Source organism: Enterobacter sp. 6722112 (genome assembly GCF_058661685.1).
Genome location: NZ_JBZWGR010000007.1, coordinates 2434160 through 2458224 on the forward strand (window position 1 = coordinate 2434160; position 24065 = coordinate 2458224).

Sequence of the window (24065 nt, forward strand, 5' to 3'; positions counted from 1 at the left end):
TCTTAACCTCTGTTGTATGTCGAATTCAGTACCGCGCGATCCTTCAGCGAAGGGGCCGCCGGCTTATTGCGATTCAGATAACCGATGTTGTTGTTGCCCCACAGGGATTCATACGGCAGTCCGGCCAGCATCTCCACGGTAGCGCGGGCCTGCGGGGTCACCGCCTCTGGCATCGCATGGCCGGACTCGCGCATTTTCGCGGTCTCTTCACGCAGGGTGCTGTGGGTCTGCAAATTGAGTTTGAAGCGCAGGGAGACAAGGAAGCCGCAGAACAGCACCAGAATAGTGCCAACGCTCAGGATCATCAGAATGGTGTGGCTCACTTCCGCAGGCTGCACTTTTTGCCCGCTGACAAAGCCCGACATCTGCATCACGATCCCCACCAGCATCACCGCACCGGCCTGAGACGCTTTACGGGTCAGCGTCATGATGCCCGCGAAGATCCCTTCGCGACGCTGACCGGTGATCACTTCGTCCACGTCAGCAATGTAGGTGTAGGTATTCCACGGTACGTAGTTGATACCCCCGCGGCCAAGACCAGCAACCGCAGAGATCAGCAGCAGCAGAGCGTAAACATCGCTCAGGCCCGCGTAATAAAGCACCGCGTAAGAGAGCGAGGCCAGACCAAACAGCACGACCACCATGCGGTAAGACGGCGCAGGTCCGAAGCGAATGCACAGCGGGATCATGCCGATCACGGCGAGGAACTGGAAGATGGCCATCGTGCCCAGCAGGTTGGACGCCATTGACGCCTCCTGCATCAGCACAAATACCACGTAATAGGTGAACACCGCATTAAAGACGTCCTGGGCGATGTAGCCGCCAAGGTACATCCCCAGATGCTGGCGGAAAATCTTGATGCGCAGCGTCGAACTTAATTCGACAAAAAGACGGTTCAGGCTCTGGCCCAGGGTCAGCTTTTTCTTCTCTTCCTCGGCACGCAGAGCCGCTTCAGACCACTCTTCGCGCGGACGCTCCCAGGTGAAGAACCAGACGAAAGTAAGCATCAGCGCGCAGAGTACGGAGAAGACCAGGCTTGCATAGAAGAAGGAGATCGCGTTGTCTTTGCCGAAATGCGTGAGCAGGATCCCCGGCAGGAAGGAGGCCAGAATGGCGGACATCTGCGCCATAGAGATACGCGCCCCGGAGAATTTGGTTTTCTGTTTGAAATCGTCCGTCATCTCCGGCACCAGCGTTTCGTACGGCACCAGGATCATGGTGTAGACGATATCAAAGATCAGATAGGTCAGCAGGTAGTACCAGAAACTCATGTCCCCTACCCACATCAGCGAGTAGCTGAAAACGCAGGGAATACCGAGCAGGATGAAGAACTTACGACGGCCAAAACGCTTGCCCAGCCAGGTGGTGCCAAAGTTATCGGTCAAAAAGCCCATTAACGGGCTGACAACCGCATCCAGCACCCTTGCGGCAGCGAAGATAAAGGTTGCTTCAATCGGTGTGAGTCCACAGAAGGTGGTATAAAAATACAAAAGCCAGGCGGCCGTCAGGGCGGTAGTCCCCGCCCCGAGGAAGTCCCCTGACCCGTAAGCAAAATAATTTGCGAGTCCAATTTTACGTGTTTTCATTGCCGTCAACCCTAATCAGTTTTGGGAGACTCCCTGTAAGCAACCTCGTCCGGGAGTTTTTACACGGCTACAGTAAAAGTATCGACCTGTTGATACCTTTCTGTTTCTGCCATCACAAAGTGGTGAATGGCAAAAACGCAAAGAGTGTCAATACGCGTGTCACTGATTTATAAAACAGCGTTTCTTTTGTATCAAAAGGGAAGGTCATTTTTGCGAGCCAGCCTTCAGAAATGCCTGGAGACTGGCGAAAAGGCGGGCAGTTAGCGGTAGTTGACGAGCACCTCGTTGCGCTGAACCTTCAGCGCCGGGATGAGACGTCCACCGCCTGGCACTTCCCAGATAAAGCGTAAAGGCTCCTGAGCAGACACCCCGTTGAAGGCCTGGGTAGTGCCACGTTGACCCTCGATTTCCGCGCAGCGGGTCAGCGAGCACAGCCGCACCTGCAACCCGGCCGGTGTGGGTCCCGTCAGGGTGTAATTCCAGGCCACCAGCGTCATCTGCCCGGACACGGGCTCAGAGGCGGACAGCGGACGGGAGGAGATCGACTCCCCCCGATGGTTGAGCGTTAAGCCGATATTGCTGGCCTGCCATGCCCCCTCGCCTGCGGCCTGCGCCGCCAGCGGGAAAAGTAAGATCCACAGCCACTTACGCATTATTTCCCTCCTATGGTCGCCGTCATGCGAATATTGCGGTTATCGGACAACTCCATATTCGACAGCACTACCAGCTGGTTCAGGCTCCGGCGCAGGAAGCGCGACAGCAACGGACGCAGCGCGTGATTCACCAGCAGCACCGGCGGCGCGCCCAGCATCTCCTGACGCGCCAGCGCCTCCTGGGTTTGCGCCAGTAATCTGTCCGCCAGACCCGGCTCCAGCCCGCCACCGCCCTGCAACGCCTGAAGCAGCAGACGTTCCAGCGGCGTGTCCAGGCCAATGACCTGCACTTCGCCGGTTCCCGGGAACCATTGCTGGGTAATGGCGCGTCCAAGCGCCACGCGCACCACCGCCGTCAGTTCGTGCGGATCGCTTTGCAGCGGCGCATGTTCGGCCAGCGTCTCAAGGATGGTACGCATATCGCGAATGGGCACCTTCTCATCGAGCAGATTTTGCAGCACTTTGTGCAGGGTGGTTAAGGTCAGTACGCCCGGCACCAAATCTTCGGTCAGCTTCGGCATCTCCTGCGTTACGCGGTCGAGCAGCTGCTGCGCCTCCTGACGTCCAAACAGTTCCGCGGAGAACTGGCCAATCAGGTGGTTGAGGTGCGTTGCCACCACGGTACTGGCCTCAACGACCGTGTAACCCTGAATCTGGGCCTGCTCTTTCAGGGCGCTCTCAATCCAGATTGCCGCCAGACCAAAGGCCGGGTCGGTCGTCTGCTCACCCGGCAACGTGCCTGCGGCGGTGCCCGGGTTAATCGCCAGCCAGCGGCCGGGGTACGCATCACCGCTGCCGATTTCCACCCCTTTCATCAGGATGCGGTAGCGCGCGGGCGGGAGATCCATATTGTCCCGGATGTGGACCACCGGCGGCAGGAAGCCCATATCCTGGGCGAATTTTTTACGAATGCTGCGGATACGGCCAAGCAGCTCCCCATCCTGCTGGAAATCCACCATCGGGATCAGGCGGTACCCCACTTCCATCCCCAGCGAATCTTCGAGCTGTACGTCGTTCCAGGTGGCTTCCACCGCCTGGGTGTTCTCAGGCATTTTGACCGGCGCAGGCTCTGCCTTAGGCTGCGTTTCCCGGCCACGCATCCACCAGGCAAGCCCCAGCAGCGCAGCGGTGAACAGCAGGAATACCAGGTTTGGCATGCCCGGCACCATACCGAGCAGGCCCAGCACCGCCGCGGAGAGCAGCATAACGCGCGGGTTGCTGAAGAGCTGCCCCACCATCTGCTCGCCCACGTCCTGATCGGTACTGACGCGAGTCACAATCACGCCCGCCGCGGTGGAGATCACCAGCGCCGGGATCTGCGCCACCAGACCGTCACCAATGGTCAGCAGCGTATAGCTTTCCGCCGCGTGGCCCATGTCCATGCCGTGTTGCAGCACGCCGACGAGCAGGCCGCCGACGACGTTAATCACCATGATCAGAATGCCCGCGATGGCGTCACCGCGCACAAACTTACTCGCACCGTCCATGGAGCCGTAGAAATCTGCCTCCTGGGTCACTTCGGCACGGCGTTTTTTCGCTTCATCTTCCGCGATCAGCCCGGCATTCAGGTCGGCGTCGATGGCCATCTGCTTGCCCGGCATCCCGTCGAGCACGAAGCGCGCGCCCACTTCAGCGATACGCCCCGCCCCTTTAGTGATAACCATGAAGTTGATAATCACCAGAATGACGAACACCACGATACCGATGGCGAAGTTGCCGCCCACCAGGAAGTGACCGAAGGCTTCGACCACCTTGCCCGCCGCCGCCGCGCCGGTGTGCCCTTCCATCAGGATGATACGCGTGGAGGCAACGTTCAGCGCCAGGCGTAGCAGCGTGGTGAACAGCAGGATCGTTGGAAACGCGGCGAACTCCAGCGTGCGCTGGGTGAACATCGCCACCAGCAACACCATGATGGACAACGCAATGTTGAAGGTGAAAAGCAGGTCGAGGATAAATGCCGGTAACGGCAGCACCATCATCGACAGAATTAGCAGGATCAGAATCGGTCCGGCAAGGATCTGCCATTGCGTCGATTTCAGGTTGCCGGGCAGGCGCAACATTGCCACCAGATTAGCCATCAGTGTCCTTCTCGTTCAAAAAATCCAGTGCTTCAGGCACCGGCAGGTTCTCAGGTTTTACAGGTCGTTGACCGCCCGCTAAACGCCAGCGTTTCAGTTGCCACACCCAGGCCAGCACCTCTGCGACAGCGGCGTAGAGCTGGCCCGGGATTTGTTGTCCAATTTCCGCGTGGCGATACAGCGCGCGAGCCAGCGGCGGTGCTTCCAGGATCGGCACACGGTTTTCCGTGGCGATTTCACGAATGCGCAGCGCAATCAGCCCGGCCCCTTTCGCCACCACTTTCGGCGCGCTCATTTTGTTTTCGTCGTACTGAAGCGCCACGGAGTAGTGAGTCGGGTTGGTGACGATGACGTCGGCTTTCGGCACATCTTCCATCATGCGCCGACGCGCGGCGGCGCGCTGCATCTGGCGGATACGGCCCTTAACGTGCGGGTCGCCTTCCATCTGCTTATATTCATCGCGGATGTCCTGACGCGACATTCGCAGCTTTTTGATATGGGAATAGATCTGGAAGATAACGTCGAACGCCACCATCGGAATAATGCTGAGTACCACCAGCAGCGAGCATAACCCGACCAGGTTCAGGGCATTCTTCATCGCCGTCATCGGGGACTCGCTGATCAGGCGCATCATCTCCGGCCAGTGGTGCCACAAAAAAAACCCGGCGGTACTGCCCATAAGAAGCGATTTCAGGATCGCTTTAAGAAGCTCAGCCCCGGTTTGCGCGGAAAACATTTTCGCAATGCCGGGGAACGGATTGAGCTTAGAGAATTTCGGTTGCAGCGATTTTCCGCTGAACACCAGGCCACCGAGCATGACCGGCGAAACCAGGGCCACGATGACCACGCCCGCGATCAGCGGCAGCAAGGCGAGCATCGCGCTTTTCACAAGGTTGATGATCTGAATGAGGATCAGATTGGGGTCATTGACCATGCTGTGATCAAAACGTAGGCCAGCAGAAAGCATTCCCGCCAGTCTGCGGGCGAGCATCTCCCCGCCCCACCAGATTATGCAGACGCCCACCACCAGGATCAGCAGGGATGTCAGCTCTCGGGATCGGGGGATCTGCCCATCCTCACGGGCTTTTTCAAGTCGGTGGGGTGTGGGGGCTTCTGTTTTGTCGTCGTTCTCTTCTGCCACTGTGCCTGCTCGCAGCCCATTAATTCACGGGTATCATGCCAGCGCAGAGAAAATCCAATGGCGGGAAAAGCCCGTTTATTCGGGCTCTTTTCGCTGTTTTTATTCTGAGCTGCCTCAGGCCGCGTTAACGACCTGAGGCAAAACGGGCAATCAGAAACCAAGACTGTCCAGCAGATCGTCCACCTGATCCTGGCTTGCCACCACGCCCGCTTTGCTGGTGTCAAGCTGTGGACCATTGAGCAGGCTTTCGTTCTCGCGTTTCGGACGGGCAGCCGGTTCCGGTATGTTCTCCAGCAGTACCATCAGCAGCTGACGTTCAATCTCCTGAATCACATCCATCATGCGCTTGATCACCTGGCCGGTGAGGTCCTGGAAATCCTGTGCCATCATGATGTCCAGCAGCTGGGCATTGGTGAAGCTGGTGTGGCCCGGCACGTCACCCAGGTACTGACGGGTATCCGTTACCAGTTCGCGGGCATCCGCCAGCTCAATAGGGTTCTCAAACCACTCATCCCAGCGTTTGCTCAGCGCTTTCGCCCCCTTCTCCATCGCATCCTGGTGCGGCTGCGAGGCTTCAACGCTGTTCAGCGCACGCTCGGCCGCCTGCGCGGTCATCTGTACGACGTAGTCCAGACGGTCGCGCGCGTCAGGGATGGCTTCCGCCGCTTCGGCGATAGCCTGGTCCAGCCCCAGCTCACGCAGGCTGTCGCGCAGCATGCGGGTCAGGCTACCAATGCGGGCAATAATGTCGCTCGGCGAATGTTCTTCAACGGGTTTCATAGCAGGTTGCAACATATCCATCACCTCACATGCCGAGTTTCTCGAAGATCTTCCCGAGCTTCTCTTCCAGAGTCGCCGCGGTGAATGGCTTCACCACGTAGCCGCTTGCGCCCGCCTGTGCAGCGGCAATAATGTTCTCTTTCTTCGCTTCTGCGGTCACCATCAGCACCGGCAAAGAGGCCATGCCCGCATCCGCGCGGATGGTTTTCAGCAGTTCGAGACCGTCCATGTTCGGCATGTTCCAGTCGGAAATCACAAAACCAAACCCGCCAGCCTGGAGTTTGTTCAGCGCATCCACCCCGTCTTCTGCTTCTTCAACATTGTTGAAGCCCAGCTCTTTCAGCAGGTTGCGCACAATGCGACGCATGGTGGAAAAGTCATCCACAACCAAAAACTTAAGCTCTTTATCCGCCATAAAATAATACTCCTGAGTCAAATACGTATTGCCTGTCCGGCACTGATTTTCGCCAGCATCTGCTGGCTTACCTGGCTAAGATCGACCACTTCGCTTACGCCACCCATATTGATGGCCTCGCGCGGCATGCCGAACACCACACAACTTGCTTCATTCTGCGCAATCGTCCAGGCGCCAGCCTGGTGCATCGCAAGCATTCCGGCGGCGCCGTCGTTGCCCATCCCCGTCAGGATCACCCCAACGGCGTTGCGCCCCGCATGTTTCGCCACCGAATGAAACAGCACATCCACCGACGGGCGGTGCCGGTTAACCGGCGGCCCGTCATGAATTTTGATTTGATAGTTCGCCCCGCTGCGCGCCAGCTCCATGTGCTTGTCACCCGGGGCGATATACGCATGTCCCGGCAGCACGCGCTCGCCGTCTTCCGCCTCTTTCACGCTGATCTGGCACAGCTTATTCAGGCGCTCCGCGAACGAACGGGTAAACCCTGGCGGCATATGTTGCGTGATCAGAATACCCGGGCTTGAGAGCGGCAATGGCTGGAGTACATGGCGAATTGCCTCTGTTCCTCCGGTTGACGCCCCAATGACCAGCAACTTTTCCGAGCTGAGTAACGGCCCTGCCTTCAGGGTTGCCGGAGCTGCCATCGGCTTGTGGGCCGCGAGTTTTGCGCGCGACGCGGTACGGATTTTCTCGGCGATCATCTCGCTGTACGCCAGCATCCCCTCGCGAATGCCGAGCTGCGGCTTGGTGACAAAATCCACCGCCCCCAGCTCCAGCGCGCGCAGGGTGATTTCTGAACCTTTACCGGTCAGAGATGACACCATCACCACCGGCATCGGGCGCAGGCGCATTAATTTTTCCAGGAAATCGATGCCATCCATGCGCGGCATTTCAACATCCAGCGTCAGCACGTCGGGGTTATATTTTTTGATTAAATCCCGCGCGACCAGCGGATCGGGTGCTGTCGCCACCATCTCCATATCGCTGTGGCTATTGATGATTTCGGTCATGATCTGACGCATCAGCGCCGAATCATCGACAGACAATACCCTGATTTTACTCATGCTTTTTCCTTACTCAGCGCATATACCGTTTGCCCACGCAGGCTAAACTCACGCACGAGGTTGCTGAAGTTTTCCGAGTGCCCGGCAAACAGTAAACCGTCAGGCTTGAGCAACGGAACAAAGCGACGCAGGATGTCCTGCTGCGTCGTTTTATCAAAATAGATCATCACGTTACGGCAAAAAATGGCGTCGAATGGCCCCGGCACGTTGTACTGCTTATCCAGTAAATTAACGGGAGCAAATTCCACGCAGTTCGCCAGCTCCTGGCGTACGCGCACCAGTCCTTCATGCGGGCCGGTACCGCGCATGAAGTAACGCTGTAGCTGCTGAGGAGACAGCGTTTTAAGCTCATCCTGGCGATAAACGCCGTTACGGGCTTTTTCCAGCACTTCGGTATCGATGTCGCTGGCGTACACTTTCCAGCGGCCCGGCGCCATGCCCAGGGTGTCCGCCAGGGTGATGGCCAGCGAGTACGGCTCTTCCCCGGTAGAGGCCGCCGCGCTCCAGACGCGATACTCTCCGCTACGGCGACGGGCGTGTTCCGCCAGCACCGGGAAGTGATGCGCCTCGCGGAAAAACGCGGTCAGGTTGGTGGTTAATGAGTTGATAAATGCCTGCCATTCGGCGCTGTTCTGGTTCGCTTCGAGCATGCTCAGATAGCGGCCAAAATCATCCAGCCCCAGCGTACGCAAGCGCCGCACCAGCCGGTTGTAGACCATGTCTCGCTTATGGTCCGCAAGCACGATCCCCGCACGCTGGTAGATTAACTGACATATCCGACGAAAATGCGCGTCGGACAGCGCGAGGCGCTGTGTCATCTGCAACAATAATGACGTTTGCCCTGAGGGCATGGGTGATGTCATAGCGCCTTCTTAATCACATTCAGGATACAACGGGCACGGCCTGTGACCGTCCGACTTCTGTTACTGCTTCAACGTGCTCTTTCACATTAAATACGGCGACCAACCCGGTAAGGTGATCCGCCTGGTTTGCCAGCTGATCGGTAGCCGCCGCCGCCTCTTCCACCAGTGAGGCGTTCTGCTGCGTAACCTGATCCATCTGTGTAACGGCCTGCGCCACCTGCTCAATACCACGGCGTTGTTCATCAGACGCCGAGGCAATCTCGCCCATAATGTCGTTAACCCGCGTCACGGAGGTGACAATCTCGTGCATGGTCTGCGCGGCGGTATCCACCAGCGCGGAGCCCTGCTGAACGCGGGAGACCGACTCTTCTATCAGCCCTTTGATCTCTTTCGCCGCATTGGCGCTGCGGCTGGCGAGGTTTCGGACTTCACCGGCAACCACCGCGAACCCGCGCCCCTGCTCCCCGGCACGCGCCGCTTCAACGGCCGCGTTCAGCGCCAGAATATTGGTCTGGAACGCGATACCGTCGATGACGCTGATAATGTCGCCAATTTTCTGCGAGCTGGCGGCAATCTCCTGCATCGTGCTGGCGACGTGAGAGGCCTGATCGCCCCCACGTTTCGCCGTCATCGCCGCCTGTTTTGACAAGTCGGACGCCTGACGCGCGTTATCGGCGTTCTGGCTTACCGTCGCGGTCAGTTGCTCCATGCTGGCCGCCGTCTGCGCCAGCGATGCCGCCTGCTGTTCGGTGCGGGATGAGAGATCGTTATTGCCTGCCGCAATCTCGGAGATCCCGGTATGCATGGCGTAACTGCCCTGGCGAACGTTGCTTACCGTTTCCCGCAGCGACCCCTGCATCGCCTTCAGGCTGGCGAAAATCGCTGATATTTCATTCCTGCCATACACGGCCACCGGACGCGCCAGATCGCCCTTCGCCATACTGTCGAAGTGGCTGCTGACGATGGCCAGCGGCTGGACGATCATTTTGCGCGACCACCACAGCGAGCCGCCGGTCAGCAGGGCGGCCAGGATCACCATGGTCAGGAAAATCGCCCCTGACATGCGGTAGCTGGTACGGCTGTCCGCACCGGCACGCGCCACAAACTGGTTAATATCCTGCTGCCAGGCGTTAAAGCTGCCGTCGAACGCCGCCTGAGACGCCTGCACCGGCGCGGTCAGGAAGTCAGAAAGCTGGTTGTTCTCCAGCCACGTCGCCTGATGGTCGAGATCGCCGTACCACACATCAAAGGTCTTTTTCATGGCGACTTTCAGCGCTTTCTCTTTCTCACTGACCGCCTCCTGCGCCGTAAAGGCCTTAAACTGCGCGTCGGCCTGCTTCAGGCTGCTGCGGGCCACGACCATCAGCGCCTTAATATCCTCCGGCGGATAGCTCAGCGCGGTTAACGTCCCTGCTTTGTTCAGCGCAGTGCTTGCCTGCAACAGCACGGCACGCGTTTGTGCCAGTGCGGAGCGCTGCTGATTACTCGTCTCAACTTCCTGCAAATTCTGATAGCCATCGCGAAACGCCCAGAAAGACAACCCGTTACTGCCAACCTGCAAAACCCCACACAGGATCAGAATCAAAAACAGTGTGGTCGAGATACGAATACGATTTAACATCCACGCTCCCATCAAGCGGCAAGCAGCCGCGGTTTAATTGTCAGTCAAAATGTTTCCCAGTTTTCATCTTGTCCGGTCACCGCTGCGCGCGTACGTGTTGTCACGGGCGCCGGGGTTGCTTCGCTGTACGCCGACCGCGAGCTGACCGTATTTGTCGTTTTTGAAGTAAGACGGAACGCCGAGACGGCCATTTTCAGGCGGCTCGCCTGGTCCTCCAGCGCAGCGGCCGCGGCAGCGGACTCCTGCACCAGGGCGGCGTTTTGCTGCGTCACACGATCCATTTCCGATACCGCCAGGGCGACCTGGTCAATACCACGACTCTGCTCATCCGATGCAGAGGCGATTTCACCCATGATGTCCGTCACGCGCGTCACGGCATTCACGATGTCATTCATGGTTTCACCCGCACTTTCCACCAGCACCGAGCCGGTATCCACGCGTGAAACAGAGTCTTCAATCAGGGCTTTGATCTCTTTCGCCGCATTGGCGCTGCGGCTGGCGAGGTTACGCACTTCGCCGGCGACCACGGCAAACCCGCGCCCCTGCTCGCCCGCACGCGCCGCTTCAACGGCCGCGTTCAGCGCCAGGATATTGGTCTGGAAGGCGATACCGTCGATTACGCTGATGATGTCGGCGATTTTCTTCGAGCTGTCGGCAATGTCATGCATGGTTTTCACCACGCCGTCGACCACCCGACCGCCGCGCTGGGCGGTGTCGGACGCGCTTTCTGCAAGCTGCGACGCCTGGCGGGCATTGTCGGCATTCTGCTTCACGGTCGCGGTGAGCTGCTCCATGCTGGCCGCCGTCTCTTCCAGAGCGGATGCCTGCTGTTCGGTACGGGACGAGAGATCGTTGTTGCCCATCGCGATTTCACTCGTGCCGGTATAGATGGCATCCGCCCCCTCGCGCACGTTGGCGACGGTATCAATCAGCGAACGCTGCATATGGTCGACGCTGGTTGCCAGCTCGGTGATCTCATTGCGGCCAGAAACGGTCAGCGTTTTCGTGAGATCGCCCCGGCCAATATCACGGATATGGGCAATGACGCGGCCAAGCGGGTTAAGCAGGATATGACGAATGCCGTACCACACGGCCACCAGTACGATGACCAGCGCGAGGGCGAGAACCGCCATCTGCCATTTCGCGAAACGGTAGTCGTTCTGGCTTTGCGTGAACGCGGAGTGATAAAGCTCGCCGCTGGCTTTAGCGTACTCGCCGAGTGCCGCGCCGAGGGCGTTCTGCATTCCCTGGGTCGGCTGCGCGAAATAGGCGTCCATATTGCCCATCTCCAGGAACTGCACCAGCTCCGTGAGGCCGGCGAAGTAGGCCTGATATTTTTCATCTATGTTCGCGCTCGCCTGCGCCATTGCCGGCTGAGGGGCGATTTTTTTGAAGGCGTCGTAATGTTTCGCCGCGTCTGCCAGCGTGGCGCGCGCATTCTTCAGCAGTTCCGTTTTTGCGCTGCTCTGCTGGTTATTTGGGTCCATCATCATGCGGGCAGACGAGCGGCTCAGGTTGATACGCGTCTGCAACATCAGATCCCAGGTCGTGGTCAGTTCGCTTTGCTGCATACGCAAATCGTTCGAGGCCGCGAAGCTGTCCTGGTTCTGTTTTAACGACGAGAAAAAGAGGCCGCCAGAAGTAAGCTGAAGAAGTGCGAAAATGACCAGCACCATCATAAGCATTGTGACAACGCGGATACGGTTCAACATACAACACCTTCTCATAGATTTATTAACGGTGTTATCGGCACAGGCCACAGGAACTTTACATTTGCGAAAGGGAAAAGCGCGGGAGTCAGAATGCGACGTCGACAATCAGCGTGTCGGTATAGGTTCCGGCAGGCGGCGTGGCCTGGCTGGTCAGAACTTTGGCGGTGTAGTTGTAGGTACGTAAAAGCCCGTCCGTACTGACCTGCGATGAGCTGGCGCTGGCCCAGCGCTCGCTGCCGCTGCTACCCCAGCGGTTGCTGGTCGCCTCTTTGTAGATGTCGTAACTCATGAAGTTGCTGCCGCTGACCATACGACGCACGTTGTTCAGGGCATTTGCCCCATTATTAATGCCTATGGTGTAGGTGCTGCCTTTGGTGCAGGTGACGGCAACCGACTGTGAAACGGTGGGAAAATTTTGCACCAGCGGCGCGCTGTTAAAATTCACGTCCGGCGTGGTCATGGTGCTGCAATCGTTGGTGACGGTCATGTTGAGGAGGATCGAGGTGGTTGCCGTACCGGTTTGCGGGGTCAGGCACGCTCCGACCGCGCCAACGGCGCACACGTTGTAGTTAATGCTGAACGTTAACAACACCTGATACGGCCCGGCGGTGACGTTCTGCCCCATTACGGTCCGGAAATAAAGGGGAATGTTGTAGCGCCTTGAACCCAGCAGCCCGAGCAGCGTGTTTCCGCTCCAGGTATAGGCTTTGCTGATTTGTATTTCACTGTTTCCGCCGCAGCCGGACGCCCCGCACAGCCGCGCAGGGATGACATCGGTAATAGCCGCGTTGTCCGTACGCTTCATGGTCGCCCGGCTATTCGCGAAGACGGATGCCGAGGTGTAATTCAGCGTCACCGAGTCGTTAGTTAACAGGTTGAGAACGGTATCGCAGGTCACCACCAGCGTGCCCGTCGTTTCCACTTCCCCGGTGCCGCTGAGTGCGAACGAGGTGACGCTGCCAAACGAGGCATTCACCGTACTGACGGTACAGGCCGCCCAGCTGCCGCCGGAGCACAGCAGCAGGAGCGCGATTAACAGGCGTCTCACGGCGCCTCCCGACAGGTCAGCGGACCGTAGGTTTGCAGCTTATGTTCAGGGTTTGCGCCAACGGTCAGCGTTGCCGTACAGCGTTTACCCTCCGGGGTGATGACCTCGAGCGGATTCACGTCGTTGAGGTTTTCCAGCCAGGCGAGGCCGTCGTAGCCGACAACCGCGCTGCTGCGGGACGCGCGTCTGACCTGGCTTCCTACCGGGATCGCATTGCCCTGCGCATCGTGCAGGATCACGCTGGCAACCCGCTCCTGCTCCATCGGGAAATCCACCAGATAACCGTTATGCCGACGAATCGCCACCCGACGCTCGGTCTCTTTCAGCCGGGTATCCGCAGGTAAGTTCAGGGTATCAATGCGGTAACTTGCCGGGTAATAGGCGGAAACGCCGCTCACCAGCAGATAGCCTTTGTTATTGGTTTTTCCGACCGGCTGGTTTTCGTAGCTGACGGGAACATCCGGATGACCGTCGGTGCTGATCACCACAAACGCATCGTTGATTTTGTTCGCCGCAAACAGCTCACCGTCCATCAGCACGACAGAGCCCATCGCCTCGCCCCACCAGGTCATCATGCCCTTCTCACCGTAGCCGCCGCCCTGTAGCTCCACGTTGTTATTCCGCCAGCCGAGCGTGGCCTGCTGATAGTTACTCGACCGCGACTGGTTGGCCCAGGCCATGTTCCAGCTAAAGCCGCCGTCTGAAGGCATCGAGTGGTTGTAGTTAATGCGTTGAGTGCTGCCTGCGTCAGGGGTGTTTTCAAAGGTGACGGCGGCGCTGTCACGTTCGCCGAGGGGAACCTGCAACGACAGCGCAACCGTCCAGTCGCCTCGCTGCTGGTCACGGCTGGCAGCCAGATAAATACTGCTTGAGCCCCACAGATTACGGCTCCAGGAGAGGTTGAGCAGTTCAGTTTTCTGGCTGTCAAAACTCTCAACGCCGATCCACGCCGCGCCGATATTGCCGTATCCGCCGAGGTTAAAGGTTAAGGAATACTGGTCGGTATTGCGGCTCAGGCTGGCAACGGGGTTATCATTTTCATCATAAACGGTGGGCTGATCGTACAGGGCGAGATTGCCGAAGCCACGGTCGCGTCGGGTATGCTGGGTCGCTACGCTAAACTCGCTGGTGTTGTACTGATAGCCCCAGTTTATCTGGCCGCCGCTATCGCCGCGCATGCGGCTTTGGGTCCACGAGGTATTTACCACGCCAAAACGCCCGAGCTTCAGCACCGTGCCCGCACCGCCGAGCGCCAGCGACTCCGCCCCTTCCGCATGCCCCTCCAGCGTCAGCCAGTCGGTCACCCCGTAGCGGTACGATCCGCTGCCCGCCGCCGGGCCATAGTCAAAATTCTCAATACCGTAGTTACGCCGCAGGCTGCCCAGCGTCACGGCGCCGTCGCTTAACCCCTGCTTAAGCAGATCGCTGCTGACATAAAACGGCAGCGTGGTACTCACCTGACGTCCCAGCGCATCCGTGGTAACCAGTACCGCATCTCCGGCACCGTTGATATACGGCAGATTGGTGAGGGTAAACGGCCCCGGCTGAAGGCGGGTGGAGCCGGAACGGTAGCCATTAATAAAGAGATCGACCGAGGTCGGGACGGCCGCCTCGCCGGAAAACGCGGGCAGTGGCCAGGTCACCAGATCCGGACGCAGGGAGAAGTCGCGCCCGTAGCTGATCCCGCCCATGCGCACGCTGGTGCTCCAGCTCAGCGCATCGCTGATGACGTCCCCGGCGGACCAGGTGGTGGCATCCTCTTCGTTGGTGATCAGTAACGTAGAGTCATAACGCACATACCCTTCCTGCTGTCCGCTGTTACCGGTGAAATTCTGCCGGGCGTAGCCCGTCGATGAAAATGAATAATCCTCATTGAAATAACGGAACTCGTGCCAGACCGACGCCTGGCCGCCCGTGTGTTCGGAATGATTGGTATAAACGTCGTAATTGAGCAGCGCGCCGCGGCCATAGTGCGGTTTGCTTTGCGTGCTCTGCTCACTGAAAGGCGTGATCCGCGCGGCAACCCAGTCCCGGGGGACCGTCAGCAACAGGCGCTGGGCCGTGCTGTCGTACTCTGCGCGTACCGACGTAAGCGTCGAGAGATTCACCTCTCCGGCTGGCACATGCGCGGGCGGCAGCCCGGCGCGGAGCAAATCCGCGCCCGAAATAAACCAGGCGCCCTCACGCTGCGTCACCGGCACCACCAGACCCGTGTCATAGTGGTTCAGCACCAGGGCGAGCTGGAATACTGCTTCGCCGTTCATCGTCCGTGCATCCGGCGGCGGCGGTAAACTGTCGTCGCCGGTTTCGGCAAAGGCGCTGGTACTGACGCAAAGCAGGATCATCATCGCCGGTTTCAGTTGACGGGCGTCGATTGCCATTGCGTATCCCTGGCATTAATTTGCGCGCTCATCCGGTTCGGCTGATAAATCCCTGCCGGAAGCGGCCAGCTTCGGGTGCTGCCTGGCAGCACATAACCCAGCAGCCCCTCGGCAACCGTGCGTTTTTGCCCGCCCTGCTCAACCGCAACCTGGCTGAGCCGGACGTGAACATCCCCCTGATTACGGACCTGAAACGCGGGTTTCCCCCCCTCCTGAACGACCCGCCAGCTCAGCTGTTGCGTGTTCGCCAGCGCGTGGTGCGCCCCTTCGTTGAGGGTGGGGATCCCCTGCCCATAAACAAATAAAGGAATCGAATAGCGCATTTGCAGTTTGAGGCCCATGGACGGTTCCGCTTTGGCATCCGGCTGGGGAATTTCATCCACAATAATGCGGTAAGCCTGCTCAACCCCCGACGGGATCGTCCCCTGCTTGATGAGGCGAATAAGCTGTTTACTGCCTTTGGCGATGGTCACGATCGGCGGGCTGGCAACCACATCCTGCTGGGCGGTGTATCGCTCATATCCTCCCTCCTGCTTCCAGCGCACAATACGCACCTGCATTGTCGTGGCGCTGTTGCCCTGATTCTGGATCCACAATTCAGTTGCTCTGGCCTCTGCCGACAGCCACGGATCGATGGGCCACAGAAGAATGGTTGCCGCTGCCTGCGCCTGGCCCGCTGCCAGAGCCGTTGCCCCCAACAGACCCACCAGGCCCGATCGCCTGAAAAATGGCTTCATCGATGTTCTCCCTTTCCTACCATGACAAGGTCACGGTGAGTTGATCTGAATATGTTCCCGGCAGGCTAAACCCCGTCAGGAGCGCGACGCCAAAAAGAGGCAGCGCGATGTTATTGCTGTTGGTATAGGTAATCGGTATGGCCTGGTTAACCCCAATTTCACTGTTCGCCGCCAGAGAGCTGCTGCTATAGAGCCGGTAACCAACAACTTCGGTCCCGCCTGAACGCGTCATCCGTCGCACCGAGCTGTAATTCTGGCCGCCGTCAATGCTCATGCTCAGCGCCACGCCCGGCGTGCAGGCGATGGACAACGCGCCGTCGGCGACAAAGCTGGTGCTGACCGGCGTGTTGTCCACGCCATTGCGGGTTCCAAAATCCAGCGTCCCAAAGCGCCCGCCCGTGCCGGTACTCACCGAGCACCCTGGTACTACCGTCGCGCTCACCCTGAAGGACTGGGAGGTTACCGCCCCGGCGTCGCAGATCATCATCAGCGCGACGATCAGAGCCAAAAAAGGGTGCACGACGCCCTCTGCGCTTTCGCGCAGACATAAACACAATGCCTTCATGGCTGAATCAGTAGGTGACGCTGACGTTAATCGTGTCGGTATAGGTTCCCGGTACAACCGTTACGCTATTGCCGCCGCCCGTTATGCGCCCGTAGAGGGTATAGCTGTTCACCCCGCCCGCTGTGGAAGCTACGGGCAACGCGGCGTTGTTAGCGATCACGTTATTGTACCCGCTGTCGCTATAGAGGCTGTATGCCACGCCCTGTGCCGCATTGGCGGTGTTCACCAGATAGCGGGCGGGTGTGCCAGGGGTGCCAACAACGGTTCCGGGTGCGGTCGCGTTGGTGTTGCCGGTGATCGCCACCGTGTAACTGGCAGTGGTACATTGAATGGTAAAGGTGTTTCCGCCGCTGGCTCCGGTTAACTGGGTTGTCAGGGTGGAGAATGTCGCAGGATGGGTCCCGAAATCGAGTGTCCCGAAGTTAATGCCGTTTTGCGTTGGCGAGCCGTTGATCAAACAACCGTTCGTCAGCGTCAGCGTCGCCCCGATAGTACCGCTACTGGTGACTGCCAGCGCCTGACCGACAGTCGCCGCCGACAGCAGTGTACCCGCGCAGATAAAAAGAAGTTTTCTTTTCATTTACCACCCTCCAGAAGAAATAATGGTTCGCTTGCCCTATTTTATTCATACTGTTCAATATGTTAGCTCCGCTTAAACATTCCCCGGCGCGGTTACTGAGAATTTAGTTTATGGTTCACGCTTCAACCACTTTCAACGAAGGTGAGACACCCGCCCTCCAATTAACAGACTATTAACAAACATTACAAAGAGTTAGCAAAATAAAACGGGCATTATTCTTGCTTAATTTGAGGATATATCGCCTGTCATGTGATCCGCGTCACAATATATCGTCATTGTAAAAACAACGAATTTCATAAAAATTAAAAACAAGTTGTAACTCACGCAGCTTTACTTCAATTTATGCCCCGAATATTTTCCTGCGCTTAAATAAAAATTTTGTATGCATTGACGCAGGAAACTCTTTTAGCGCATAGAGGATCTTTTTGTGGCAAGTGCAAACAAACTCACGCTCTTCATCGTGATTTTCATGCTGGCGGGCATTCTTTCAGGTGCGGCAATCCATGAGTATGCTTCGCCCGACGCGATACAGGCCTGGTCGGAGAACATCACCCTGCTGACCGATATTTTCCTGCGGCTGATTAAGATGGTGATTGCCCCGCTGGTGTTCAGCACCCTGACGGTGGGCATTATGAAGCTGGGTGAAACGTCGACGATTGGACGCGTCGGGGGTAAAGCGATGGTGTGGTTTATCAGCTCATCCGTGCTTTCCATTCTGGTGGGGCTGTTTATTGTTACCCTTGAACAACCCGGCAGCGGTCTGAACCTGAGCATTCCGACAGAGACGGTTGATACCGGCCTGGCCGTTAGCGGGATGTCGCTGAAAGCCTTCCTGTCACACACCATTCCAACCAGCATTGCCGGCGCGATGGCGAACAATGAGATCCTGCAAATTGTGGTCTTCTCGATGTTCTTCGGCATCGGCGGCGCGTCATTAGGTCAAAAATTCAACTCCCCGCTGGTGGCGGCGCTGGATGTGGTCTCCCACATTATGCTGAAAGTGACGGGCTACGTGATGTACGTTGCGCCGCTGGCCATTTTTGCCGCGATTTCGTCCGTGATTGCCACTCAGGGTCTGGGCATTTTGCTGAACTATGCCTCGTTCATTGGCGGTTACTATGTGGCGATCCTTCTGACCTGTCTGGTATTGCTGGCGGTAGGTTACATGGTACTGAAAAAAGAGATTTTCCGTCTGGTGGCGATGCTGAAAGATCCGGTGCTGGTCGCGTTTACCACCAGCAGCTCAGAAGCGGCATACCCGAAAACGCTGGAGCAGTTAGCGCGCTTCGGCTGTTCACGTAATATCGCCTCTTTCGTCCTGCCGATCGGCTACTCGTTTAACCTGGTCGGCTCCATGGTGTACTGCTCGTTCGCCTCGATGTTTATCGCCCAGGCATACAACATTCACCTGAGTTTCACCGAGGTGACGGTGCTAATGTTAACGTTGATGCTGGCCTCGAAAGGGATTGCGGGCGTACCGCGCTCGTCGCTGGTGGTGCTGGCGGCGACCATTCCGAGCTTTAACATTCCGGTGGCCGGGATCCTGCTCCTGATGGGGATTGACCATTTCCTGGATATGGGACGATCGGCCATCAACGTGCTGGGGAACGGGATTGCAACGGCGATGCTGTCGCAGAATGAAGGGGCGCGGGAAGCGGAAGCAGCGCTGGTGGAGCAGGAGGCGTAAGGTTACAAAAGAGCCGGGTGGCGCTGACGCTTACCCGGCCTACGTGTTCGAGCCATTTGTAGGCCGGGTAAGGCGAAGCCGCCACCCGGCTTTGTTTTATGCTACATGATTCGCCGCGATATCCAGCAGCGCCATCTCTTCGCTGTTCAGCAGCTTCTCAATATTCACCAGAATCAGCATACGCTCGCCGAGCGCACCCAGCCCCGTCAGGTATTCCGTCGACAGCGTGACCGCAAACTCCGGCGCAGGACGGATTTGATCGGCGGTCAGCGACAGCACATCAGACACGCCATCCACCACGATCCCCACCACGCGCTGCCCCAGATTCAGGACGATCACCACCGTGTTATCGTTGTACTCCACATCGCCCTGGCTAAACTTCACGCGCAGGTCCACGATAGGCACAATCACACCGCGCAGGTTGGTCACACCCTTGATAAACGCTGGCGTGTTCGCAATGCGCGTTACCTGGTCGTAACCGCGAATTTCCTGCACTTTCAGGATGTCGATACCGTACTCTTCATCCCCTAAAGTGAAAACCAGGAATTCCTGTCCAGATGGCTCGCCCGCCAGTTTCGTTACGTTACTCATACCGGTCATGTTATTACCTTTTACTTAATCAGGCGGCTGTGTTCGCCACACGTTGTTCACGATTTAATCCCTGAAGTGCCGATACATCGACGATCAGCGCGACGCTACCATCACCCAGGATGGTGGCAGCAGAGATCCCCGGCACTTTGCGGTAGTTACTTTCCAGGTTCTTAACCACCACCTGATGCTGACCAATCAGCTGATCGACCAGCAGCGCGTAGCGGCGTCCGGCGCTTTGCAGGATCACAACGATACCCTGCGTGGCCTCGGTTTTTGCCCCGTCCACTTCAAACACTTTCCACAGTTCCACCAGCGGCAGGTACTCGCCGCGCACTTCGAGCACGCGCTCGCCGCCCGCCAGCGGATGCAGATCTTCTTCACGCGGCTGGAGGGACTCCATCACCGCGTTCAGCGGCAGAATAAAGACTTCGTCCGCCACTTTAACGGACATGCCGTCAAGAATGGCCAGCGTCAGCGGCAACAGGATACGAATCGTGGTGCCCGCGCCCTGCTTAGACTGGATCTCAACGTGACCGCCCATCTCCTGAATGTTACGTTTCACCACGTCCATGCCCACGCCGCGGCCGGAAACGTCGGTGACCTGCTCTGCGGTTGAGAAGCCCGGGGCAAAAATCAGCATGCCCACCTCTTCGTCGGTCATGTTTTCGTTAACCGCCATTCCCTGCGAAATCGCCTTCGCCAGAATGCGCTCGCGGTTCAGGCCGGCGCCATCATCGGTCACTTCGATGCAGATGTTGCCGCCCTGATGTTCCGCTGACAGGATCAGGTTGCCCACGGGCGATTTTCCAGCTGCTACGCGGTTTTCCGGCAGCTCGATGCCGTGGTCGAGGCTGTTACGCACCAGGTGCGTTAACGGATCGATAATGCGTTCAATCAGGCTCTTGTCCAGCTCGGTGGAGCTGCCCATCAGCGTGAGTTCGATCTGTTTGTTGAGCTTGCCGGCCAGGTCGCGCACCAGGCGCGGGAAGCGGCTGAAGACATATTCCATCGGCATCATGCGGATGGACATCACCGATTCCTGCAAATCGCGGGCGTTACGTTGTAACTGGCCCATGCTGGTGATGAGATCGCCATGGGTCACCGGGTCCAGCTCGTTGGAGCGCTGGGCCAGCATCGACTGGGTGATGACCAGTTCACCCACCAGGTTGATCAGCTGATCCACTTTCTCCACCGCCACGCGAATGCTCGTGGACTCGCTGGAACGCGCCGCTGGTTTTTCACCGCGGGCCGGAGCGGCCGTCTCTTTTGGCACGGCTTTCAGGGCCGGGGCAGCGGCAACTACCGCAGGGGTATTCTCTGCCGGAGCAGGCGCTTCAACGGCCGCCGCCTCGGTTTCAAACGCAATCTGATCCGCTTCAATCACGAAGCAGAGCACCGCCACGATGTCATCCTGGCCGATCCCGCCGTCGAGCGTCGCGGCCAGGCTGTCTTTGCCCTTCACCACGTTGCTGAGCGTCGCCAGGTTCCCCAGCTCCTCTTCCAGCAGGTTGACCTCGTTCTCCTTCAGACGTGACAGCACCACGCGCAGTTTTCCTGCGGGCGCGTCAGGCGCCGTATCGGGTTCGGCCACGGCGTCAACAACGCTCAGTTTTGCCGCAGGGACAGCGGGCGCAGACGCCTCACCTTTGGCTTCCAGCGCTAACTGACGCAGCGCGTTGCAGATGTATTCAAAGCTGGCGGCATCAGGCTCTGCCGAACTTTTATAGGCGTCGAGCTGTTCCTGCATAATATCTTTCGTTTCCAAAAACAGGTTGATAATGTCGGTATTGAGCTGCATCTCACCGCGTCGTGCTTCATCCAGCAGGTTTTCCATTAAATGGGTGGTTTCCTGCAAAATGGTAAATCCAAACGTTCCGGCACCGCCTTTAATGGAATGCGCCGCACGGAAGATGGCATTGAGCTGTTCTGAGTCCGGTGCCTCGGGCACCAGATCCAGCAAATGTTGCTCCATATCGGCCAACAATTCGTCGGCTTCATCAAAAAATGTCTGGTAAAAATCGGTAATATCCATGCTCACGCTATCACCTCGGATTGGCTGGTGGCGATGTTGGAACGGCAGCCGAAGGGACGGCCCCAGGCTGTTTTAAATCGTCCAGTGACTCATTCTGACTTTCGGCGTTTTCATGCAGGATGGCCTGCTCCGCCTGCTGGTTCAGCACTAAAAGACTGATACGACGGTTGATGGCGTCATCCGGTCCGCGGTCGGTAAGGCGCATGGTTGCAGCCATGCCGACCACGCGCAGGACCTTGCCATCATCAAGCCCACCCGCCACCAGCTCGCGACGCGAGGCGTTGGCGCGATCGGCAGAAAGCTCCCAGTTGCTGTATCCTTTCTCTCCCGTGGCGTACGGGAAATCATCCGTGTGTCCGGACAGGCTAATGCGGTTTGGAATACCGTTCAGCACCGGTGCAATCGCACGCAGAATATCGCGCATGTAGGGCTCCACGTCGGCGCTGCCGGTTTTAAACATCGGCCGGTTCTGGCTGTCGATGATCTGAATACGCAGCCCTTCCTGTACCAGGTCAATTTTCAGATGCGGACGCAGCGCGCGCAGCTTAGGGTCTGCTTCAATCAGCTGATCCAGGTCACCGCGCAGTTTTTTCAGACGCGCCTGCTCCATCTTTTTTTTCAGCTCGTCGATGTTAGGCTGTTTTTTCACTTCACCCTGCTGCTGGGTGTAATCGTCACCGCCGCCGGGGATCGGGCTGTCGCTGTTAGAAATGCGCGGCCCGCCGGTAACCGCCGTCGCCAGCGGCGTTCTGAAATATTCCGCAATCTGAATAAGCTCTTTCGGGCTGGAGATGGAGATTAGCCACATCACCAGAAAGAAGGCCATCATGGCGGTCATAAAGTCGGCGTACGCGATCTTCCAGGAGCCGTGAGAACCGTGCCCGTGCCCCTTATGCTTGCGCTTTTTTACGATGACGATCGGATGGGACTGGTTTTTCATGCGTCCTCAGTTGTCGTCTGTTGGTTAGGGTTTTTCACCGCGCGCACGTGCTCTTCCAGTTCGATAAACGACGGACGTTCGCTGGAGTAAAGCGTCTTACGACCAAATTCGACGGCAATCGGTGGCGCATAGCCGTTGAGGTTTGAGAGCAGCGTAATTTTCACGCACTGCATCATTTTGGTGGTTTCGGCGCTCTTCTGGCGCAGCACGCTCGCCAGCGGGGAGATAAAGCCGTAGGCCAGTAAAATACCGAGGAACGTCCCCACCATCGCGTGGGCAATCAGCGCCCCCAGTTCAGCCGCCGGGCGATCCGCCGAGGCCAGGGCATGAACGACGCCCATGACCGCCGCCACGATGCCGAACGCCGGAAGCGAGTCGCCCACCAGCGCCAGGCTGTTGGCCGGTACTTCGGACTCGCTCTCGTGGGTTTCGATCTCTTCGTCCATCAGGGCTTCAATTTCGAAGGTGTTCATGTTGCCGCTGATGATCAGTCGCAGGTAATCGACGATAAAATCGAGCATCATCGCGTCGGCCAGAATACGCGGGTAGCTGGCGAAAATTTCACTCTCTTTCGGGTTTTCGATGTCCCGCTCCAGCGAGAACATCCCCTGCTGACGTGACTTCGCCATCAGGCGATAGAGCAGCGCCAGCAGATCCATATACATGCTTTTGGTGTATTTCGAGCGACGAAACAGCAGCGGAATCGCCTTCAGCGTGCCCTTGATCGATTTGCCGTTGTTACCAACGATAAAAGCCCCTACCCCTGCACCGCCGATGATGACAAGTTCAGCCGGTTGATAGAGTGCTCCAAGGTGCCCGCCGGTCATCATGTAACCGCCGAAAACTGTACCGAGAACTACCAGCTAACCTAATAAGATAAGCACGACATCATCCTTCCGCTAGTGACTATGGCAGGACGTTCATTTCGAGCGCATGACCTGAACGCAGGGTAAAAAAAAGCAGCGGTAATCGCTTACCGCTGCTGGAATCTTGCCCACAGGTTCGGGTTAAACAGCGTGTTCGATCTGTTCATCCAGCAGTTGTGGAATAATATCGGCAGCATCCCGGGAAAGTTTACGTCTTTTTACGGCTCGGGATGGAGGCTGGCACAAACTACAGGCGAAGCTGCCCGCAGGCTGGTGCGCGTGGGTAATGAAATTGCCGTCACAGCAGTTGCAGCGGGACAATTCAAGCATTCCGCTTTCAACAAAACGCACCAGCGTCCAGGCGCGGGTCAGCGCCAGCAGGGGTCCCTCTTCCTGCTGCGGGCATTGCTCAAGGTAAAGTTTGTAGGCTTTGATCACGGCATCAACGCCGCTGCATAAGCCCGTTTTAAGCAGGTACTGCCAGGCGTTACAGAACATGGAAGCATGGATGTTCTGCTCCCAGGTCATGAACCAGTCAGTCGAAAACTGCAGCATGCCTTTTGGCGGCGGGCTACCACGCAATTCTTTGTACAGCTTGATCAGACGACCACGGCTCAGCTGCGTCTCGCTTTCCAGCATTTGTAAACGCGCACCGAGCGTGATGAGTTCCATCGCCAGCTGGATATCACGGGCTTCCTGAACAATGCTTTTTTCGCTCATTG

The 24065-nt window shown here is 57.8% G+C and carries 21 protein-coding genes; 1 reads left to right on the forward strand and 20 read right to left on the reverse strand.

All coding sequences use genetic code 11. The features are described from left to right. Window positions 1-2: 2 nt before the first annotated feature. The 15 genes from AC4OVU_RS13140 to AC4OVU_RS13210 all read right to left on the reverse strand — a co-directional run bounded on the left by AC4OVU_RS13140 (window position 3) and on the right by AC4OVU_RS13210 (window position 17227). Window positions 3-1586, reverse strand: a complete 1584-nt coding sequence (locus AC4OVU_RS13140) for an MFS transporter (protein ID WP_045339089.1) — start codon at window positions 1584-1586, stop codon at window positions 3-5. Window positions 1587-1846: 260 nt separating this feature from the next. Beyond that, window positions 1847-2239 carry a flagellar protein FlhE gene (gene flhE / locus AC4OVU_RS13145; protein ID WP_110292686.1) on the reverse strand — a complete coding sequence of 131 codons (393 nt, stop codon included), beginning with the start codon at window positions 2237-2239 and terminating at the stop codon, window positions 1847-1849. Continuing rightward, window positions 2239-4317: a flagellar biosynthesis protein FlhA gene (gene flhA / locus AC4OVU_RS13150; RefSeq protein WP_003859723.1), complete on the reverse strand. Its 2079-nt coding sequence runs from the start codon at window positions 4315-4317 to the stop codon at window positions 2239-2241. The genes flhE and flhA overlap by 1 nt, the downstream gene beginning before the upstream one ends. Then, window positions 4310-5458: a flagellar biosynthesis protein FlhB gene (gene flhB / locus AC4OVU_RS13155; RefSeq protein ID WP_017693236.1), complete on the reverse strand. Its 1149-nt coding sequence runs from the start codon at window positions 5456-5458 to the stop codon at window positions 4310-4312. Before flhB ends, flhA begins: the two co-directional genes overlap by 8 nt. A gap of 150 nt (window positions 5459-5608) precedes the next feature. Then, window positions 5609-6253 (reverse strand): protein phosphatase CheZ, encoded by a 645-nt coding sequence (gene cheZ, locus AC4OVU_RS13160; RefSeq protein ID WP_003859718.1) that lies wholly within the window; start codon window positions 6251-6253, stop codon window positions 5609-5611. A 10-nt stretch (window positions 6254-6263) separates the two neighbouring features. Continuing rightward, window positions 6264-6653, reverse strand: coding sequence for a chemotaxis response regulator CheY (gene cheY / locus AC4OVU_RS13165; protein WP_000763862.1), 390 nt, complete (start codon window positions 6651-6653; stop codon window positions 6264-6266). Between the two features lie 17 nt (window positions 6654-6670). Continuing rightward, complete coding sequence (locus tag AC4OVU_RS13170) at window positions 6671-7720, reverse strand: protein-glutamate methylesterase/protein-glutamine glutaminase (RefSeq protein ID WP_014884341.1); 1050 nt, start codon at window positions 7718-7720, stop codon at window positions 6671-6673. Beyond that, entirely contained in the window at window positions 7717-8583 is an 867-nt protein-coding gene (cheR, locus tag AC4OVU_RS13175; RefSeq protein ID WP_017384409.1) for a protein-glutamate O-methyltransferase CheR, read from the reverse strand. Before cheR ends, AC4OVU_RS13170 begins: the two co-directional genes overlap by 4 nt. A 19-nt stretch (window positions 8584-8602) precedes the next feature. Continuing rightward, window positions 8603-10204: a methyl-accepting chemotaxis protein IV gene (gene tap, locus AC4OVU_RS13180; protein WP_017693235.1), complete on the reverse strand. Its 1602-nt coding sequence runs from the start codon at window positions 10202-10204 to the stop codon at window positions 8603-8605. 44 nt (window positions 10205-10248) lie between these two features. Next, complete coding sequence (tar, locus tag AC4OVU_RS13185; RefSeq protein ID WP_023303904.1) at window positions 10249-11916, reverse strand: methyl-accepting chemotaxis protein II; 1668 nt, start codon at window positions 11914-11916, stop codon at window positions 10249-10251. Window positions 11917-12001: 85 nt separating this feature from the next. Continuing rightward, window positions 12002-12964 carry a Csu type fimbrial protein gene (locus tag AC4OVU_RS13190; RefSeq protein WP_017384412.1) on the reverse strand — a complete coding sequence of 321 codons (963 nt, stop codon included), beginning with the start codon at window positions 12962-12964 and terminating at the stop codon, window positions 12002-12004. Further along, window positions 12961-15345, reverse strand: coding sequence for a fimbria/pilus outer membrane usher protein (locus tag AC4OVU_RS13195; RefSeq protein WP_023303905.1), 2385 nt, complete (start codon window positions 15343-15345; stop codon window positions 12961-12963). The genes AC4OVU_RS13190 and AC4OVU_RS13195 overlap by 4 nt, the downstream gene beginning before the upstream one ends. Beyond that, window positions 15321-16082, reverse strand: a complete 762-nt coding sequence (locus AC4OVU_RS13200) for a fimbrial biogenesis chaperone (protein ID WP_032654003.1) — start codon at window positions 16080-16082, stop codon at window positions 15321-15323. The genes AC4OVU_RS13195 and AC4OVU_RS13200 overlap by 25 nt, the downstream gene beginning before the upstream one ends. Before the next feature lie 16 nt (window positions 16083-16098). Beyond that, a complete protein-coding gene (locus AC4OVU_RS13205) occupies window positions 16099-16647 on the reverse strand; it encodes a Csu type fimbrial protein (protein ID WP_015570265.1) in 549 nt (182 codons plus the stop codon). 7 nt (window positions 16648-16654) lie between these two features. Next, entirely contained in the window at window positions 16655-17227 is a 573-nt protein-coding gene (locus tag AC4OVU_RS13210; protein ID WP_023303908.1) for a Csu type fimbrial protein, read from the reverse strand. 427 nt (window positions 17228-17654) lie between these two features. On the opposite strand from AC4OVU_RS13210, the gene AC4OVU_RS13215 reads away from it, so the two are divergent. Continuing rightward, window positions 17655-18914, forward strand: coding sequence for a dicarboxylate/amino acid:cation symporter (locus AC4OVU_RS13215; RefSeq protein ID WP_110292687.1), 1260 nt, complete (start codon window positions 17655-17657; stop codon window positions 18912-18914). A gap of 96 nt (window positions 18915-19010) precedes the next feature. Here AC4OVU_RS13215 and cheW read toward each other — a convergent pair whose 3' ends face one another. From cheW to flhC, 5 genes are all read right to left on the reverse strand, one after another. Next, a complete protein-coding gene (cheW, locus tag AC4OVU_RS13220) occupies window positions 19011-19514 on the reverse strand; it encodes a chemotaxis protein CheW (RefSeq protein WP_003859699.1) in 504 nt (167 codons plus the stop codon). A gap of 19 nt (window positions 19515-19533) precedes the next feature. Then, window positions 19534-21543 (reverse strand): chemotaxis protein CheA, encoded by a 2010-nt coding sequence (gene cheA / locus AC4OVU_RS13225; protein WP_017384416.1) that lies wholly within the window; start codon window positions 21541-21543, stop codon window positions 19534-19536. A gap of 4 nt (window positions 21544-21547) precedes the next feature. Next, window positions 21548-22477 carry a flagellar motor protein MotB gene (gene motB, locus AC4OVU_RS13230; protein ID WP_017693230.1) on the reverse strand — a complete coding sequence of 310 codons (930 nt, stop codon included), beginning with the start codon at window positions 22475-22477 and terminating at the stop codon, window positions 21548-21550. Beyond that, window positions 22474-23340, reverse strand: coding sequence for a flagellar motor stator protein MotA (motA, locus tag AC4OVU_RS13235; protein WP_152811426.1), 867 nt, complete (start codon window positions 23338-23340; stop codon window positions 22474-22476). The genes motB and motA overlap by 4 nt, the downstream gene beginning before the upstream one ends. A gap of 144 nt (window positions 23341-23484) precedes the next feature. Beyond that, a complete protein-coding gene (gene flhC / locus AC4OVU_RS13240) occupies window positions 23485-24063 on the reverse strand; it encodes a flagellar transcriptional regulator FlhC (protein ID WP_110292688.1) in 579 nt (192 codons plus the stop codon). Window positions 24064-24065: the final 2 nt, after the last annotated feature.

What these genes read in the sequence shown, in the direction of transcription:
- AC4OVU_RS13195 (WP_023303905.1), bottom strand. Translation starts at nt 15,345, where the DNA reads ATGGCAATCGACGCCCGTCAACTGAAACCGGCGATGATGATCCTGCTT.
- AC4OVU_RS13210 (WP_023303908.1), bottom strand. Translation starts at nt 17,227, where the DNA reads ATGAAAAGAAAACTTCTTTTTATCTGCGCGGGTACACTGCTGTCGGCG.
- motB (WP_017693230.1), bottom strand. Translation starts at nt 22,477, where the DNA reads ATGAAAAACCAGTCCCATCCGATCGTCATCGTAAAAAAGCGCAAGCAT.
- AC4OVU_RS13200 (WP_032654003.1), bottom strand. Translation starts at nt 16,082, where the DNA reads ATGAAGCCATTTTTCAGGCGATCGGGCCTGGTGGGTCTGTTGGGGGCA.
- cheR (WP_017384409.1), bottom strand. Translation starts at nt 8,583, where the DNA reads ATGACATCACCCATGCCCTCAGGGCAAACGTCATTATTGTTGCAGATG.
- tap (WP_017693235.1), bottom strand. Translation starts at nt 10,204, where the DNA reads ATGTTAAATCGTATTCGTATCTCGACCACACTGTTTTTGATTCTGATC.
- flhE (WP_110292686.1), bottom strand. Translation starts at nt 2,239, where the DNA reads ATGCGTAAGTGGCTGTGGATCTTACTTTTCCCGCTGGCGGCGCAGGCC.
- AC4OVU_RS13140 (WP_045339089.1), bottom strand. Translation starts at nt 1,586, where the DNA reads ATGAAAACACGTAAAATTGGACTCGCAAATTATTTTGCTTACGGGTCA.
- AC4OVU_RS13205 (WP_015570265.1), bottom strand. Translation starts at nt 16,647, where the DNA reads ATGAAGGCATTGTGTTTATGTCTGCGCGAAAGCGCAGAGGGCGTCGTG.
- AC4OVU_RS13170 (WP_014884341.1), bottom strand. Translation starts at nt 7,720, where the DNA reads ATGAGTAAAATCAGGGTATTGTCTGTCGATGATTCGGCGCTGATGCGT.
- tar (WP_023303904.1), bottom strand. Translation starts at nt 11,916, where the DNA reads ATGTTGAACCGTATCCGCGTTGTCACAATGCTTATGATGGTGCTGGTC.
- cheY (WP_000763862.1), bottom strand. Translation starts at nt 6,653, where the DNA reads ATGGCGGATAAAGAGCTTAAGTTTTTGGTTGTGGATGACTTTTCCACC.
- flhA (WP_003859723.1), bottom strand. Translation starts at nt 4,317, where the DNA reads ATGGCTAATCTGGTGGCAATGTTGCGCCTGCCCGGCAACCTGAAATCG.
- cheZ (WP_003859718.1), bottom strand. Translation starts at nt 6,253, where the DNA reads ATGTTGCAACCTGCTATGAAACCCGTTGAAGAACATTCGCCGAGCGAC.
- flhC (WP_110292688.1), bottom strand. Translation starts at nt 24,063, where the DNA reads ATGAGCGAAAAAAGCATTGTTCAGGAAGCCCGTGATATCCAGCTGGCG.
- cheW (WP_003859699.1), bottom strand. Translation starts at nt 19,514, where the DNA reads ATGACCGGTATGAGTAACGTAACGAAACTGGCGGGCGAGCCATCTGGA.